The organism is Ensifer sp. SSB1 (genome assembly GCF_016652895.1).
In the GTDB taxonomy this organism is placed as follows: domain Bacteria; phylum Pseudomonadota; class Alphaproteobacteria; order Rhizobiales; family Rhizobiaceae; genus Ensifer.
This window is the reverse complement of sequence record NZ_JAEPRP010000025.1, coordinates 1-14,519: the sequence shown is the minus strand read 5'-3', so window position 1 is coordinate 14,519 and position 14,519 is coordinate 1. Positions and strand designations below refer to the sequence as shown.

Genomic DNA, 14,519 nt, shown 5'->3' with positions numbered 1-14,519 from the left:
AGGACATGGGTAGCGCTGCGTACGCGCTGGCAATGGAAAACAGAACAAGAGAGAAAATGGCGGACAGAGAGGGATTCGAACCCTCGATACGCTTTCACGTATACACGCGTTCCAGGCGTGCGCCTTCAACCACTCGGCCACCTGTCCATCCGTCAGCAGCCGACGGTCAATCCGGCTGGATGGGAAGGGCGAGGCCCTTCGATGTCGCCAGTGTGAACCGGCGGACGCGCGTCTATATACCGATGATTTGCTTGGGATCAACTGCTTTCTGACAGATTGTTGACATCTTGTGAAACGAGCGGCCCGTCGTCCCCATTGTGCATACCAGACGGTAGGCTTATCTCTTGCACCGGGGCGCGCGTTACGCTCCCGGCATGAGCCGGATGCTGGCTCGGCACTATCGAGTTCACCGGCTAATTTCGTCGCCGGGCCTTGTCCGAGCCCCCTGCCATCGAAGAAGATGCGCCGGGACGCTGAGCCTGACCACGGCAGGGCGCGACCGGTGACATGAAGGGAATTTAGACCGATGCGGTTTCTATTGAGGCTGGCGAGCGCCATCGTGTTGTTTGCCGCCGTGCTTGCCGGCGCCGTCGATGCGATCCAGTCGGTCGCCGCATCGGAACTGGTGATGACCTCGCTTGGCGACGACCTGGAGGCGCTGGGCGCCGATACGGCGAGCTGGTTCCAGTTTGCACAACGCTCCGATACGGCCCCGACGATCTGGCACGCGATCCTGCATTGGGTGCTGGCGCAGCCGGCTTTTGCCGTGCTGGCGCTGGTCGCGCTCCTTCTGTGGATGGCCGGATACAAGAAACGGCCGGCAGCGGGCCGCTTCGCCGCCTGATTTTTGCGGAGTCTGCCTCCGTACCGACGAGGAGTATGCTGATGTTCCTGATCGACATGTTCAACAAGAAGACGATCATGCCGGACGCGCAGACGGCACTGCCGGGTCGCGACGAGGCTATCCCGACGGCCGAGACGCATTTCGTTTCCGGCCGGCCGCTGAAAGGCCCCTACCCCGATGGCACCAGGCAGATTCTGCTCGGCATGGGCTGCTTCTGGGGCGCCGAACGGCTGCTCTGGAAAATTCCCGGCGTTTACGTGACGGCTGTCGGCTACGCTGGTGGGTTGACGCGCAATCCGACCTATCAGGAGACGACCACCGGGCTTACCGGCCATGCCGAGGTGGTGCTCGTCGTCTATGATCCCGAGACGGTACCGCTCGCCACCCTGCTCAAGACCTTCTTCGAGGAGCACGACCCCACCCAGGGCATGCGCCAGGGCAACGACATCGGCACCACCTACCGCTCGGCGATCTACGCCTATGACGACGAGCAGCTGGCGGACGCCAAGGCCGCGCGTGCCGCGTTCCAATCGGCGCTGAAGTATGCCAATCACGGCGGTAAGATCACCACCGAGATCGGCAAGGCGGGCCCGTTCTACTTCGCCGAAGACTATCATCAGCAATACCTGGCGAAGAACCCGAGCGGCTATTGCGGTCTGCGCGGCACCGGCGTGAGCTGCCCCATCGGCCACTAGGCGTGCCCGGTCCAATCGACCCAAACCATAAATGCGATCCCTGTGCATAGGTCGGAGCGGGATGCGGGTGGCAAACCACGCGCCCTTTTTCTCGTCCCGTCCCGAAGCAGGCCCGCTTTGGGTATCCCGAACATAAGAGCAATGCCCACAACCCAGAGGCCGCTCAGGACGGGAGCATACACTTGTCTGCGATCTCAAAAGCGCAACAGAACCGGTGCCTTACGGGTAGCCGCTTCCGTGGCTTCAATTTTTACCATCTGAAAAATTTTGAGTGTTTTTTTGCCGTGACCGTGCAAGGATGCGCCACCCTAGCCCCAAGGAGAAGGGGGTGGGTTCCGCAGACAGGCTCCTCTCGGGGCCAGCGGGAGGACCCAATAAGATCAATAGCGACACAGGGCTGCACGATGAAAAAAACAATTCTCGGTCTCTTTGCCTTTTCGATGATGTCCGCGACGGCACTGGCCGCCGACATCAAGCCGGCGATCATCTACGATCTCGGCGGCAAGTTCGACAAATCCTTCAACGAGGCTGCCTTCAACGGCGCCGAGAAGTTCAAGACGGAAACGGGCGTCGAATACCGCGAGTTCGAAATCGCCAACGACGCCCAGCGCGAACAGGCGCTGCGTCGTTTCGCGAGCGACGGCAACAGCCCGATCGTCATGGCCGGCTTCAACTGGGCGGCTTCGCTCGAAAAGATCGCGCCGGAATATCCGGATATCAAGTTCGCGATCATCGACATGGTCGTCGAGAAGCCGAACGTCAAGTCGGTCGTCTTCAAGGAACAGGAAGGCTCCTACCTCGTCGGCGTTCTCGCCGGCCTCGCCTCGAAGTCGAAGACCGTCAGCTTCATCGGCGGCATGGACGTTCCGCTGATCCACAAGTTCGCCTGTGGCTATGTCGGCGGCGCCAAGTCGACCGGCGCTGACGTCAAGGTTCTGGAAGCCTATACCGGCACCACGCCGGACGCCTGGAACGACCCGGTCAAGGGCGGCGAAATCGCCAAGTCGCAGATCGACCAGGGCTCGGATGTCGTCTACCACGCTGCCGGCGGCACCGGCGTCGGCGTTCTGCAGGCGGCTGCAGATGCCGGCAAGCTCGGTATCGGCGTCGACTCCAACCAGAACGGCCTGCAGCCGGGCAAGGTACTGACCTCGATGCTGAAGCGCGTCGACGTCGCCGTCTACGAAGCCTTCACCGCTGCCAAGAACGACAAGTTCGAGTTCGGCATCTCCAACCTCGGCCTCAAGGAAGATGGCGTCGGCTATGCGCTCGACGACAACAACAAGGCGCTGATCACGCCTGAGATGCTCGACGCAGTGGAAAAGGTGAAAGCCGAGATCATTGCCGGCAAGGTCGAAGTTCACGACTACATGAGCGACGAGTCCTGCCCCTACTAAGAGCAGCAGCAGGATAACAAGAAGGCCGCCGGTTCACTCGACCGGCGGCCTTTTTGTTTGCCCTGCCTTGCGCGCTCAATAATGCGGCGGCCGGGTGATCGGCGGCGCATCGAGCGACTGTTCCTCGAGCGACAGGAAACGCTCGGTCAGGCGGTCGAGCTTGGCGCGCGTCTGTTCCACCACCTTCCATTGCTCGGCCAGCTGGTCGGAAAGCTCCTCGATGGTCTTGGCCTGATGGGCCACGGTTTCTTCGAGGTGGGTGATCCGTTCGTCCGTCTTGTTCATAGGGGGAAACTCCGTCTTGCCACGCGCCCGCGCAGCGCCATGGGGTTTTGCCGGCAGATTGGCCACGGCAGGCACGATGTCAAGCAGGAGCCCTTCAGGCCTTTGCCACAGCGCTGACCGACAGCGAAAATCCGGGATCCTTGGCCGAAAGCCGCTTGTGCAGATGCACCATCAGACCGGCGGCGAAAAGCGGCGTCAAAAGGTTGACGAGCGGCACCGCCAGGAAGGCGGCAAGCAGAAGGCCGGCGAGGAAGACGGTCGCGCGATGCTTCTCGCGGAAAAGCCGCGCCTCCGCCGGTGATCGATAGCGCATCGCCGCGAACTCGAAGAATTCCCGTCCGAGGAGGTAGCCGTTGACGAGAAAGAAGGCGACGAGATTGACGCCCGGGACGAGCAGCAGGAAAAGCGCGAGCAGGTTGCCGAGGATGACGACGCCGAGAAACTTGACCGAGCCAGTGATCGCTTCGCCGAGCGGCAATGGCCGGCCCTGCGGCTCGTTCGGATAATCCCGCTTCTCGATCACCTCGGCGACATCGTCGAGGAAGAAGCCGGCGATCAGCGCGGTGACGGGCGCCAGAAGCAAGGCGAGCGCCAGCGCCAGCCCAAGGCTCGCGAAGATACCGAGCACGAAGGTGAGCCAGCCGGCCCAGACCGGCGTGCCCGGCATCAACGTGTCGAGCCACGGCAGTGCCAGCCAGATGAACACTTCGCGCACGGCAAACCAGAGCGCGACGAGCGCGAGGATCGTCAGGCCCAATACCTTCCAGAAGACCGACCGGGTCTCGGGCGCAAGGAGATTGGCAAGCGAAAGTCGCGCCGCGTCCAGGATCATCATTGCTCTCCAGTATGGGCCAAGGTTCGATGATGCATGTAGGCAGGGTAGCCGCCAGCGACAAGACATGCCCGGCGGGGCCAGTCTTTATGCAAGATTCATCCGCCTCGTCTAAGGGAAGCATGGAAAACGCTGGGGGCGGCGATATTGTAGACGTACCGGATGACGGCAGCAGGCAGGAACTCCGCGGAGGATGACATGACAGAACAAAAGACACTCGCCAGCCTTTCGGTCCTGGTTCAGAGCGGCAAGCTGGATCCGGTGGACCTTGCCAAGGAAACCTATGCGGCGATCGACGCACATGGCGACTACGCCATCTTCGTCGAACTGACGCCCGAGCGGGCGACTAGTGATGCCGAGGCGGCATCGCGGCGCCTCAGGGCGGGGCGTTCGCTCGGCTTGCTCGACGGCCTGCCGGTTGCGTGGAAGGACCTGTTCGACACGGCCGGCAGCGTCACCACCGCCGGCTCGACTGTGCTGCAGACAAACGCGCCGGCCCCCGCCGACGCACCTGTCGTTGCCGCAGTCGCTGCCGCCGGCATGGTCAGTGTCGGCCGCACCAACATGAGCGAGTTCGCTTTTTCGGGCCTCGGCATCAATCCGCATCACGGCACGCCGCGGAACCCCGCGGCCAGCGACGTCGAGCGCATTCCCGGCGGCTCGTCTTCAGGCTCGGCTGTCGCGGTCGCAGCAGGACTGGTGCCCGCGGCGATCGGCACCGATACCGGCGGGTCCGTGCGCATTCCCGCGGCGATGACCGGCATCGTCGGGTACAAGGCGACGCGTGGCCGCTACGCGATGAAGGGCGTCTATCCGCTGGCCGAAAGCCTCGATTCGCTCGGGCCGCTCTGCCATACGGTGCAGGATGCCGTGTGGGTGGATGCCGCCATGCACGGGCTGACGGCCCCAACGGTGCGGCGCGCCGACCTTTCCGGTGTCGCGCTGGTGATCCCGGAAACGGTCGTCTTCGACGATGCGGAGCCGGAGGTCGTCGAGGCCTTCGAGGATGCGATCAAGCGTCTCGAAAAGGCCGGCGTTGCGGTCAGCCGCCGCGCCTTCCCGGCCTTCTCGGCGGTCTTTGGACTGATGGCGCGCCACGGCGCCCTGGTAACGGCGGAGGCCTATGCGCTTCATCGCGAACGGCTGGCCGGACCCGAGGCCAATGCGATGGATCCACGCGTCGTTGCCCGCACGCGCCTCGGCGAGAAGATCACCATGCCCGACTACATCGCCCTGCTCGACGCGCGCGACCAATTGATCCATGAGACGGTCGACAGCCTGAGGCCGAACGAACTCATGGCCCACCCGACGCTGCCACATGTGGCGCCGCCGATCGCGCCGCTTCTTGAAGACGACGAACTGTTCTTCAAGACCAACGCCAAGACGCTCCGCAACACCTCGATCGGCAACTTCCTGGATTTCTGCGGCATCTCCATCCCCTGCGGGCTGGGGGCTGCAGAAATGCCCGTCGGCTTCCAGCTTGCGGCACCGCACCACCAGGACGACAGGCTGCTTTCGGTCGCGCTTTCTGCCGAAGCGATCATCCGGGGTGAGGCATGATCGTCTGTTTCGATATCGGCGGCTCGGCAATCAAGGGCGCGATCACCCATTCGCGCGATCGGATCTTTCCGTTGCCGCGCCGAACCACGCCGCTCAACGATTTCCGGCAGTTCATCCGCGAACTGGAATCGGTTCTGGATGAGGCGGGCGGCCATCCCGATTGCGTGGCGATCTCGATCACCGGCGTCATCGATCCCGAGACGCGGCGGATCAAATGCGCCAACATTCCCTGCATCGACGGGCGTGAACTGGTCGCCGAACTCGAAGCGGCGCTGCATCTGCCGGTGAAGCTTGCCAACGACGCCGACTGTTTTGCGCTGGCCGAAGCCGGCGCGGGTGCCGGGCGCGGTCATCGTATCGTCTTCGGTGCAATCCTCGGCACCGGTGTCGGCGGCGGCCTGGTGATCGACGGCCGGCTGATCAATGCCGACGGTGGTTTTGCCGGCGAATGGGGGCACGGCCCGGCGATTGCGGCGGAGGCTGGCAACCCGCCGATCGCCATCCCTCCCTATGATTGCGGCTGCGGCCAAAGGCGCTGCGTCGATACGGTCGGCGGCGCCCGTGGCCTCGAACGGCTGCACCAGACCGCGCACGGCAAGACGCTTTCGAGCCACGAGATCATGGAAGCCTGGAAGGCGGGGGATTCCGAGGCGAAGCGCACGGTCGATATTCTCGTCGATCTCGTCAGTTCACCGTTGGCGCTCGTCATCAATATCACCGGTGCGACGATCGTGCCTGTCGGCGGCGGCCTTTCCAACTCCGAAGAACTGCTCGCCGAGATCGACAGGACGGTGCGTAGCCGGATTCTGAGGCAATTCGACCGGCCGCTGGTGGTGCGCGGCGAATGCCGGATCGAGCCCGGCCTGATCGGTGCCGCACTGCTCGGACTTTCAGGAGACAAGGCATGAGCGACATCAAACTCGAAGTCTGTGTCGACGATGCCGACGGGTTGAACGCGGCGATCGAGGGCGGCGCCGATCGCATCGAGCTCTGTACAGCTCTTTCCATCGGCGGCCTGACGCCCAATCCCGGGCTGATGGCGCTTGCCGGCCCGCCGCCGGTACCGGTCTACGCGATGATCCGGCCGCGGCCGGGTGACTTCATCTTCTCCGCCACCGAGCTCGATATCATGCGCCGCGACATCGATGCCGCACGCGACGCGGGTCTGGCCGGCGTTGTGCTCGGCGCTTCTCTCGCCGATGGCCGGCTCGACGCATCGATGCTGATCAAGCTCACCGGCCACGCGGCCGGGCTCGGCATGACGCTGCACCGGGCCTTCGATCTGGTGCCGGATTTTGCCGAGGCGATGGACGTGGCAGTGGAACTCGGTTTCGAGCGCATCCTGACCTCGGGCGGCGCGAAGAGCGCGCCGCAGGCGATCGATCGCTTGTCGGAACTGACCGAACGCGCAGCCGGGCGGCTGTCGATCATGCCTGGATCCGGAGTCACCCTCGATACGGTCGACGCCGTTCTCGACCGGCTGGCCGTCGGCGAAGTTCACTCCTCTTGCTCCGTTCGAGAGCCGGCTCAGGATCAGCGATTGATCGAGATGGGTTTCGTCTCGGCCGACCGCCGCCGCACCGATGCGGAGACGGTCCGGGCGATGAAGGCGAAGCTAGCGGCTCACAGCCCGCGATAGCAGCTGGCTGACCCAAAGAAAAAGACCCGGGCAGCTTTACGCTTCCCGGGTCCTTCGATGACGACGGTCGAATGATCAGGCAGCGTAAACCTGCGTGCCGCCAATCCATGTGGAGCCCATGCCGAGGTCCGGCGTCAGCAGCACGAAATCGGCATCGGCCCCGGGTTTCAGCCGTCCCTTGTGGGTGGCAAGCCCCATGGCATCGGCCGGATAGGCGGACGCCATGCGCAACGCTTCTTCGACCGGCAGGCCAAGCTTCTCGTGTACGAACCGGACCGACGAGAGCATGTCGATGTCGGCGCCGGCAAGCGTGCCGTCGGCGAGCGTCAGACGACCACCCTCGCGCAGAATCTCGCGGCCATTGAGCTGGAAGCTTTTCATGTCGGTGCCGATCGGCGACATCGCGTCGGTTACCAGGAAGATCTGTCCCGGCCCGACTTTCGCCCGCAGCGCGACGCCCATGGACGCCGGCTCGACATGGTAGCCGTCGGCGATCAGGCCCGCATGCAGCGTGCCGGTCGCAAGTGCCGCGCCGACCACGCCGGGCTCGCGATGACCGAGACCGCTCATGGCATTGAAGAGGTGGGTGACGGTGCGCGCGCCCGCCTTGGCATAGGCGACCGCGGTTTCGTAGCCGACATCCGTATGGCCAAGGCTGACGACGGCGCCCGCATCGGCGAGCGCCCGAACCTGTTCCTTGGTGGCGTTTTCCGGCGCCACGGTCACCATCAGAACGCCGAGCGCCCTCGCACAATCGAGCATTTCCTGGAGATCGGCATCGTCCATCGGGCGGATCAGCTTCGGATCGTGCGCGCCCTTGCGGGCGACCGAGAGATGCGGGCCCTCGAGATGCAGACCGAGGAAGCCGGGCACGCCGGCCGCCTTCGCGTCGAGGCCCGCCTTGATGGTGGCGCTTCGAACTTCGCGCGTGTCGGTGATCAGCGTCGGCAGCAGCGCCGTGGTGCCGAACTTGGCATGCGCCGAACAGATCTGCCGGATGCCCTCAACGGTCGGCTCTTCGTTCAGAAGCGCACCACCGCCACCGTTCACCTGCAGGTCGATGAAGCCCGGCACGAGCAGCATGCCATGGGCATCGATCTTTTCGGCATCGGCGGGAACATCGGCCGACGCCATGATGGCCTTGACCCGGCCGGCCTCGATCACGAGGGCGCAGCCGTCGTGCCATTCGACGCCGTCGAACAGGCGGGCGCCGGTGATTGCCTTCCTCTCGCTCATCTCGTCTCCGTTACCTTCTTGAGGCTTGCCGGTGCATCGGGGTTGAGACCGCGCGAACGCGACCAGGCCTCGACGAAACCATAGAACGGCAGGATCAGCGTCAGCGCGTCGGTGATCGGGTGGCCCGTCTCGACGAACGGCAGGCGCTTGGCCTTGGTCGCACGGCTCGATGTAGCATGAACCACCGCGCCCTTTTCCGCCATACCATCGGCGATGCCGGCGACCGAGGTTTCGGCCGCGTCTCGGGCAGCGAGCGTCAGCACCGGGAACTTGGCCCCGACGAGCGCCACCGGTCCGTGTAGCACTTCCGCCGCGGAATAGGCTTCCGCATGCATGCCAGAGGTTTCCTTGAATTTCAGCGCTGCTTCGCTGGCGATCGCAAGCGCCGGGCCGCGGCCGAGCACGTAGAGCGATTCCGCCTCGCCGAGATCATCGGCAAACGCCTGCCAGTCGAGCTTGACCGCCTTGGCAAACTGGTTCGGCAGGTCGGCGACCGCGCGCTGAAGTGCTGCGTCGCCGGTCCACTCGCCGAGCACCGCAAGGCCGGCGACGATCGAATTGACGTAGGACTTGGTGGCGGCAACCGCAATTTCCGGGCCGGCGAGAATGTCGAGCGGGTTGGTGCAGGCCTCGGAGATCGGCGAAGGCAGCGTGTTGGTGAGCGCGATCGAGACCGCGCCGGCATCGGTCGCGGCCTGCGCCATGGCGACGATGTCAGGGCTCTTGCCCGATTGCGAAATCGCGATCGCCGCAGCGCCACCGAGCTTCAGCTTGGCGCCGTAAATCGAAGCCAGCGACGGCCCGAGCGAGGCGACGGGCCGGCCGGCCTGCAGTTCGATCGCATATTTCAGGAACAGTGCGGCATGGTCGGAGGAGCCACGGGCGATCGTCACCAGGAAGGCCGGGTCCTTGGCGCGGAGTGCGGCGCCGGCGGCCTTCAGCTGATCGGCGGAGCGCTCCAGCAGGCGCTGGGCGGCCTCGGGGATTTCGTCGATTTCTCGGCGCATATTGGTCTGCATGGTCAATTCCTTTCTGCGGGCGGTCGCTTTAGGATTCCGACAGCGTCAGTTCCGCGACAAAATCATAGGCATCGCCCCGATAGAGCGAGCGGGTGAATTCGACGACGCGTCCCGATGCGAGATAGGACACACGTTCGATGGAAAGGCCGGCCGAGCCGACGGCGACGCCGAGCATCGAGGCATCCGGATCCTTGATGTTGCAGGCCGAGATGCGCTGCACGGCGCGAACCGGACGGGATCGCGTCTTGTCGAGCGCTGTATAGAGCGACGAGGTAACGGCCTGCGGGTCCGGCAGGAACTCCGCCGAGATGCTGGCGCGCTCGATCGCGAGCGGCATGTCGTCGGCAATGCGCAGGCGTCCAAGGCGCGCAACCAGCGCATCGGCCGGCAGGCCGAGCGCCATCATCTCATCCGGCGAAGGATGAAACAGGCCACGCTCCAGCCAGCGCGCGTGGGTGTTCAACCCGCGGCGCGCCATGTCTTCGGTAAACGAGGTCAGCCGCGACAGCGACTGCTGCACCTTGGAGACGGGCTTGACGACGAAGGTGCCGGAGCCGTGGCGGCGAACCAGCAGACCGTCGCGCACGAGGTCATCCACCGCCTTGCGCACGGTCACGCGGCTGATATTGGCGTAGTCGGCGAGATCGCGTTCCGGCGGCAGTGCGTCGCCGTGGTTGAGCTTGCCCGACTGGATGGCGTCTTCGAGCGATTGCCGAAGCTTGAGATAGAGCGGCCCCGATCCTCCGGACTGCAGGCCCTCGAGCGGCAGAATGGAAGCGAGCTGATGCGTCATGCGCCTGCCCTCGCCTGCGAACCGAACCGCTGGGCCGCAAGCGCGACCGACCCTGTCAACGCATCCGCTTCCGCTTCGACCAGCAGCGCCTTGTGCCGCTCCGCAAGCCAGGGCCGGTAAAGCGGAGCCAATCCACCGAGCAGACACAGCCGCTCGCATCCCCTTGCAACCACGGCGTCGAGCGCCTCGTCCACGGTGATGGCTGCAGCCTTCAAGAGCCGTACTGCGACGGGGTCGCCGGCGGCAGCGCCTTCGAACACCCGCGGCGCGTAGCGGCCAAACTCACCGGGTTTGGCGAGGCGGGCGAAATCGACGACGTCGCGGGCGTCATTGTTGAATTCGGCCATGACGGAGTCCGTGACCGGGGAGGCCTCGTGGATATTGTCGAAGGCGAGCAGGCTTTCCTGCAGGAGCGCGTGACCGATGCGGGCGCCGCTGCCGTGGTCGCCGATGGTAAAGCCCCAGCCGCCGACATAGCTGACGGCATCGCCCTGGCGCAGGATATAGATGGTGCCGGTGCCGAGAATCGCGACCGCGCCATCCTGGTTGCCGAGTGCGCCCTGCAGCGCGATCAAACCGTCGGATTCAATATCTGCGGCGGCGAAGGGCAGACGGCGCTTTACGTAATGCACGGCATCGCCGACATTGTGCCCGGCGACGCCGACAATGGCCTTTGCGGCGGCGATGCCTTCGGGATCGAGACCGGCCTCTTCAAAGGCAGCGCGCGCAGCCTCACCGATATTGGCGAGTGCGGTCTCCGGGTCCGTCAGGATGTTCGCCGCACCCGCCTTGCCGCGCCCGAGAATGCGCCCGTCTGCCGTTGCCACGGCAGCTCGGCAGCTGGTTCCGCCGCCATCGATTCCGATCAGGTAGTTTGTCATGAGTACCTCCGCTCATTGAGGATACCAAAAAAATACCAATAACCAAGTCTGAATCCGTCAACGCTTTCGATTTCGTTGCAATCCATTGAAATTTAATGGCTAATTTAGACGATTAGTTTTTTCGAGCGTCAAAAGTTAAATTCCGCTGGACAATTGGTATTTTTTTGGCATTAATTTCAACCGAGAGGAGACACGACCTATGCCGTCAGCAAAGACCGAAGAGCGTCACGACAACGCCAAGGGCCTGGATCTCATGCATCCGGCACTGGCGCTGCGGCTGCTCGCAGCCGGCCAGCAGGCCGCGGCCAAGGCCGTCGATGCGGCGATTGAGTCGATCTCCGCGGCCGCATCGATCGCAGCCGAAGCACTTTCCTCCGGCCGACGTCTTGCCTATGCGGGCGCCGGCAGCTCCGGCCTGATGGCGATGGCCGATGCGCTTGAGCTGCCCGGCACCTACGGCATTGCCCAGGACCAGATCGTCATCCTGCTTGCGGGCGGCGCAGCCAGCCTCAGCGACCTGGCGGGCGGCTATGAAGACGACATGGACCTCGCCCGCGAGGACGTGCGCAAGGCCGGCATCGGCGCCGGCGACTGTCTCGTGTCCGTTTCCGCCAGCGGCTCCACCCCTTACGCACTTGCCGCCGCCGACGAAGCCCGCAAGCGCGGCGCCAAGGTGATCGCGGTTGCCAACAATCCGGGCGCAGCGCTGTTCAAGGACGCCGACGTGGCGATCCTCTTGCAGACGCCGCCGGAAGTCGTCTCCGGCTCTACCCGCATGGGCGCCGGCACGGCGCAGAAGATCGCCTTCAACATGTTCTCGACGCTGGTCGGCATTCATCTCGGCCACGTGCTCGACGGCCATATGGTCAACCTGCGTGCCGACAACATCAAATTGCATGGCCGTGCCATCCGCATCGTCACCGACATCACCGGCATCAGCGTCACCGAAGCCGGACGGCTGATCAACGACGCCTCCGGTTCGGTCAAGATCGCCATCTTGCTGGCTTCCGGCGCGAAAGACGTGGCGGCAGCCGAGGCGGCACTCAGCCAGACCAAACAGAACCTGCGCCGGGCGATCGATATCGTCACGGCCTGACATAAGCCTGGGACTCAAACCGCGCCAAAAACGGCGCAATATAAGAGGGAGAAGCTAAATGACCCGTACGACTATCAAGGGCCTGCTGCTCGCGTCGAGCATTCTCGGCACGGCCGGGTTGGCACACGCCGAGGACGTGACGCTGACCATCGAAAGCTGGCGCAACGACGACCTGGCGATCTGGCAGGAAAAGTTGATCCCGGCCTTCGAAGCGAAGAATCCGGGCATCAAGGTCAAGTTCGCTCCGACCGCTCCGACCGAATACAACGCCGCGCTGAACGCCAAGCTCGACGCCGGTTCGGCAGGCGACCTCATCACCTGCCGTCCGTTCGACGCCTCGCTCGAACTCTACAACAAGAAGCACCTCGCCGACCTGACCGCGCTGCCGGGCATGGAAAACTTCTCTCCGGTTGCCAAGTCCGCCTGGACCACCGATGACGGCAAGGCGACCTTCTGCGTGCCGATGGCTTCGGTCATCCACGGCTTCATCTACAACAAGGACGCCTTCGACCAGCTCGGCATCCAGATCCCGACAACGGAAGCGGAATTCTTCGCTGCCCTCGACAAGATCAAGGCCGATGGCAACTACATCCCGATGGCGATGGGCACGAAGGACCTCTGGGAAGCCGCCACCATGGGCTACCAGAACATCGGTCCGACCTACTGGAAGGGTGAAGAAGGCCGCGCCAAGCTGATCAAGGGCGAAGAAAAGCTGACCGACGCACCGTGGGTCGAGCCCTACAAGGTCCTGGCCAAGTGGAAGGATTACCTCGGCGACGGCTTCGAAGCCCAGACCTATCCGGACAGCCAGAACCTGTTCACGCTCGGCCGCGCAGCAATCTACCCCGCCGGCTCGTGGGAAATCGGCCTGTTCAACACCCAGGCCCAGTTCAAGATGGGCGCCTTCCCGCCTCCGGTTAAGAACGCCGGCGACGCTTGCTACATCTCCGACCACAACGACATCGGTGTCGGCCTGAACGCCAAGAGCGCCCATGCCGAGGAAGCCAAGAAGCTGCTGACCTGGATCTCGTCGCCGGAATTCGCCGAAATCTATGCCAACGCACTGCCGGGCTTTTTCAGCCTGAACTCGACCCCGGTGAAGATGGCAGATCCGCTCGCTCAGGAATTCGTCTCCTGGCGCGAAAAGTGCAAGCCGACGATCCGCTCGACCTACCAGATCCTGTCGCGCGGCACGCCGAACCTGGAAAACGAAACCTGGGTGGAATCGGCCAACGTGATCAACGGCACGGATACGCCTGAGGTTGCCGCCGAAAAGCTGCAGAAGGGCCTCGACGGCTGGTACAAGCCGGCGAAGTAAGACTGACGTAAGCGCAACTGGTTCCCTCCCCTTGACGGGGGAGGGTCGGCCCTACAGCGCCGCGCGTCCTGGACGCGCAATGGGCACCTTAAACCGAACGGAACTTAAGGATGCTGTAGGGACCGGGCGGGGCGACATGCCGAAGGCGGCACTCCCCCAGCCGAAGCGTCACCGGCCTCCCCTTGTGGGAGGCCAACGACGCAGTCGTTTGCAAAAGAACGCGATAGACTTAACCTTCGTCATGAGCTCTCAAGAAAAGAGCAGATGGCATGCGGCGAGACCGGCCGTGTGGCGTCGGTGCGCATCGTGATTGTCTGGGGAACCGGTCTTCTAGAAACGGATGGATCAATGAGTGACGCTCTTTCAGTGCAAGAGGGACAGCCGACGGCAAGGCGGCCGAAGCGCTGGCACATCCTCGTCTTCCTGCTCCCGGCCTTCCTGATCTATTCGGCGGTCATGATCCTGCCGCTGATCGAGACGCTCAGGCTCTCGCTGTTCAACACGGTCGATGGCCAGTCGACCTTCGTCGGGCTTGCCAATTTCCAGACGCTGTTCGGTGACGAGCGATGGGCGCACGACTTCTGGAACGCGCTGAAGAACAACGTCATCTTCTTCATCATCCACATGTGCGTCCAGAACCCGATCGGTGTCGCGCTGGCTGCCATGCTGTCGATCCCGAAGCTGCGCTTCGTCACCTTCTACCGTACGGCGATCTTCCTGCCGACGCTGCTGTCCTTCGTGATCGTCGGCTTCATCTGGAAGCTGATCCTGTCGCCGATCTGGGGTGTTGCGCCCTGGATGCTCGATCTCGTCGGGCTGAAGTCGCTGTTTGCGCCCTGGCTCGGAAAGCCGGGTTCCGCGCTCATCACCGTGGCGCTGATCTCGGTCTGGCAATATGTCGGCATTCCGATGATGCTGATCTAC

15 protein-coding genes and 1 tRNA gene are annotated in these 14,519 nt (G+C 63.8%); 9 read left to right on the top strand and 7 right to left on the bottom strand.

Translation table 11 applies throughout. The features are described from left to right. Positions 1–57: 57 nt before the first annotated feature. A tRNA-Ser gene (locus I8N66_RS08860) sits at positions 58–147 on the bottom strand. 379 nt (positions 148–526) lie between these two features. On the opposite strand from I8N66_RS08860, the gene I8N66_RS08855 reads away from it, so the two are divergent. The 3 genes from I8N66_RS08855 (at position 527) to I8N66_RS08845 (ending at position 2,936) form a co-directional block, all read left to right on the top strand. Then, positions 527–844, top strand: coding sequence for a hypothetical protein (locus tag I8N66_RS08855; RefSeq protein WP_291152516.1), 318 nt, complete (start codon positions 527–529; stop codon positions 842–844). Between the two features lie 41 nt (positions 845–885). After that, the gene (msrA, locus tag I8N66_RS08850) at positions 886–1,539 is read left to right on the top strand and encodes a peptide-methionine (S)-S-oxide reductase MsrA (RefSeq protein ID WP_113539963.1); all 654 of its coding nucleotides are present in this window, start codon (positions 886–888) and stop codon (positions 1,537–1,539) included. A 404-nt stretch (positions 1,540–1,943) separates the two neighbouring features. Further along, a complete protein-coding gene (locus I8N66_RS08845) occupies positions 1,944–2,936 on the top strand; it encodes a BMP family ABC transporter substrate-binding protein (RefSeq protein ID WP_113539947.1) in 993 nt (330 codons plus the stop codon). A gap of 75 nt (positions 2,937–3,011) precedes the next feature. Here I8N66_RS08845 and I8N66_RS08840 read toward each other — a convergent pair whose 3' ends face one another. Together I8N66_RS08840 and I8N66_RS08835 are read right to left on the bottom strand one after the other, a co-directional pair. Next, entirely contained in the window at positions 3,012–3,221 is a 210-nt protein-coding gene (locus I8N66_RS08840; protein ID WP_113539946.1) for a SlyX family protein, read from the bottom strand. 94 nt (positions 3,222–3,315) lie between these two features. After that, the gene (locus tag I8N66_RS08835) at positions 3,316–4,053 is read right to left on the bottom strand and encodes a sulfate transporter family protein (RefSeq protein ID WP_113539962.1); all 738 of its coding nucleotides are present in this window, start codon (positions 4,051–4,053) and stop codon (positions 3,316–3,318) included. Positions 4,054–4,251: 198 nt separating this feature from the next. Between I8N66_RS08835 and I8N66_RS08830 the strand changes: the two genes are divergently transcribed. Genes I8N66_RS08830 through I8N66_RS08820 form a run of 3 tightly spaced genes read left to right on the top strand, consistent with a single transcriptional unit; the run spans position 4,252 to position 7,252 of the window. Then, positions 4,252–5,613 carry an amidase gene (locus I8N66_RS08830; RefSeq protein WP_113539961.1) on the top strand — a complete coding sequence of 454 codons (1,362 nt, stop codon included), beginning with the start codon at positions 4,252–4,254 and terminating at the stop codon, positions 5,611–5,613. Then, positions 5,610–6,521, top strand: a complete 912-nt coding sequence (locus I8N66_RS08825; RefSeq protein ID WP_113539945.1) for an ROK family protein — start codon at positions 5,610–5,612, stop codon at positions 6,519–6,521. The genes I8N66_RS08830 and I8N66_RS08825 overlap by 4 nt, the downstream gene beginning before the upstream one ends. Further along, positions 6,518–7,252: a copper homeostasis protein CutC gene (locus I8N66_RS08820; protein ID WP_113539944.1), complete on the top strand. Its 735-nt coding sequence runs from the start codon at positions 6,518–6,520 to the stop codon at positions 7,250–7,252. The genes I8N66_RS08825 and I8N66_RS08820 overlap by 4 nt, the downstream gene beginning before the upstream one ends. Positions 7,253–7,327: 75 nt before the next feature. Here the strand turns inward: I8N66_RS08820 and nagA are convergent, their stop codons facing one another. Genes nagA through I8N66_RS08800 form a run of 4 tightly spaced genes read right to left on the bottom strand, consistent with a single transcriptional unit; the run spans position 7,328 to position 11,181 of the window. Continuing rightward, positions 7,328–8,488 carry an N-acetylglucosamine-6-phosphate deacetylase gene (gene nagA, locus I8N66_RS08815; RefSeq protein WP_113539943.1) on the bottom strand — a complete coding sequence of 387 codons (1,161 nt, stop codon included), beginning with the start codon at positions 8,486–8,488 and terminating at the stop codon, positions 7,328–7,330. Beyond that, complete coding sequence (locus tag I8N66_RS08810; RefSeq protein ID WP_113539960.1) at positions 8,485–9,507, bottom strand: SIS domain-containing protein; 1,023 nt, start codon at positions 9,505–9,507, stop codon at positions 8,485–8,487. The genes nagA and I8N66_RS08810 overlap by 4 nt, the downstream gene beginning before the upstream one ends. A 28-nt stretch (positions 9,508–9,535) precedes the next feature. Next, positions 9,536–10,300, bottom strand: a complete 765-nt coding sequence (locus I8N66_RS08805; RefSeq protein WP_034804855.1) for a GntR family transcriptional regulator — start codon at positions 10,298–10,300, stop codon at positions 9,536–9,538. Next, positions 10,297–11,181: an N-acetylglucosamine kinase gene (locus I8N66_RS08800; RefSeq protein WP_291152499.1), complete on the bottom strand. Its 885-nt coding sequence runs from the start codon at positions 11,179–11,181 to the stop codon at positions 10,297–10,299. Before I8N66_RS08800 ends, I8N66_RS08805 begins: the two co-directional genes overlap by 4 nt. Before the next feature lie 199 nt (positions 11,182–11,380). On the opposite strand from I8N66_RS08800, the gene I8N66_RS08795 reads away from it, so the two are divergent. From I8N66_RS08795 to I8N66_RS08785, 3 genes are all read left to right on the top strand, one after another. Next, positions 11,381–12,277, top strand: coding sequence for an N-acetylmuramic acid 6-phosphate etherase (locus I8N66_RS08795; RefSeq protein WP_291152496.1), 897 nt, complete (start codon positions 11,381–11,383; stop codon positions 12,275–12,277). Between the two features lie 58 nt (positions 12,278–12,335). Next, a complete protein-coding gene (locus I8N66_RS08790; protein WP_291152493.1) occupies positions 12,336–13,595 on the top strand; it encodes an ABC transporter substrate-binding protein in 1,260 nt (419 codons plus the stop codon). A gap of 348 nt (positions 13,596–13,943) precedes the next feature. Beyond that, positions 13,944–14,519 (top strand): sugar ABC transporter permease (locus I8N66_RS08785; RefSeq protein ID WP_291152489.1); only part of this gene is annotated, 576 nt, incomplete at its 3' end.

What these genes read in the sequence shown, in the direction of transcription:
- I8N66_RS08825 (WP_113539945.1), top strand. Translation starts at nt 5,610, where the DNA reads ATGATCGTCTGTTTCGATATCGGCGGCTCGGCAATCAAGGGCGCGATC.
- nagA (WP_113539943.1), bottom strand. Translation starts at nt 8,488, where the DNA reads ATGAGCGAGAGGAAGGCAATCACCGGCGCCCGCCTGTTCGACGGCGTC.
- msrA (WP_113539963.1), top strand. Translation starts at nt 886, where the DNA reads ATGTTCCTGATCGACATGTTCAACAAGAAGACGATCATGCCGGACGCG.
- I8N66_RS08790 (WP_291152493.1), top strand. Translation starts at nt 12,336, where the DNA reads ATGACCCGTACGACTATCAAGGGCCTGCTGCTCGCGTCGAGCATTCTC.
- I8N66_RS08805 (WP_034804855.1), bottom strand. Translation starts at nt 10,300, where the DNA reads ATGACGCATCAGCTCGCTTCCATTCTGCCGCTCGAGGGCCTGCAGTCC.
- I8N66_RS08830 (WP_113539961.1), top strand. Translation starts at nt 4,252, where the DNA reads ATGACAGAACAAAAGACACTCGCCAGCCTTTCGGTCCTGGTTCAGAGC.
- I8N66_RS08840 (WP_113539946.1), bottom strand. Translation starts at nt 3,221, where the DNA reads ATGAACAAGACGGACGAACGGATCACCCACCTCGAAGAAACCGTGGCC.
- I8N66_RS08820 (WP_113539944.1), top strand. Translation starts at nt 6,518, where the DNA reads ATGAGCGACATCAAACTCGAAGTCTGTGTCGACGATGCCGACGGGTTG.
- I8N66_RS08800 (WP_291152499.1), bottom strand. Translation starts at nt 11,181, where the DNA reads ATGACAAACTACCTGATCGGAATCGATGGCGGCGGAACCAGCTGCCGA.
- I8N66_RS08810 (WP_113539960.1), bottom strand. Translation starts at nt 9,507, where the DNA reads ATGCAGACCAATATGCGCCGAGAAATCGACGAAATCCCCGAGGCCGCC.
- I8N66_RS08835 (WP_113539962.1), bottom strand. Translation starts at nt 4,053, where the DNA reads ATGATCCTGGACGCGGCGCGACTTTCGCTTGCCAATCTCCTTGCGCCC.
- I8N66_RS08845 (WP_113539947.1), top strand. Translation starts at nt 1,944, where the DNA reads ATGAAAAAAACAATTCTCGGTCTCTTTGCCTTTTCGATGATGTCCGCG.
- I8N66_RS08855 (WP_291152516.1), top strand. Translation starts at nt 527, where the DNA reads ATGCGGTTTCTATTGAGGCTGGCGAGCGCCATCGTGTTGTTTGCCGCC.
- I8N66_RS08795 (WP_291152496.1), top strand. Translation starts at nt 11,381, where the DNA reads ATGCCGTCAGCAAAGACCGAAGAGCGTCACGACAACGCCAAGGGCCTG.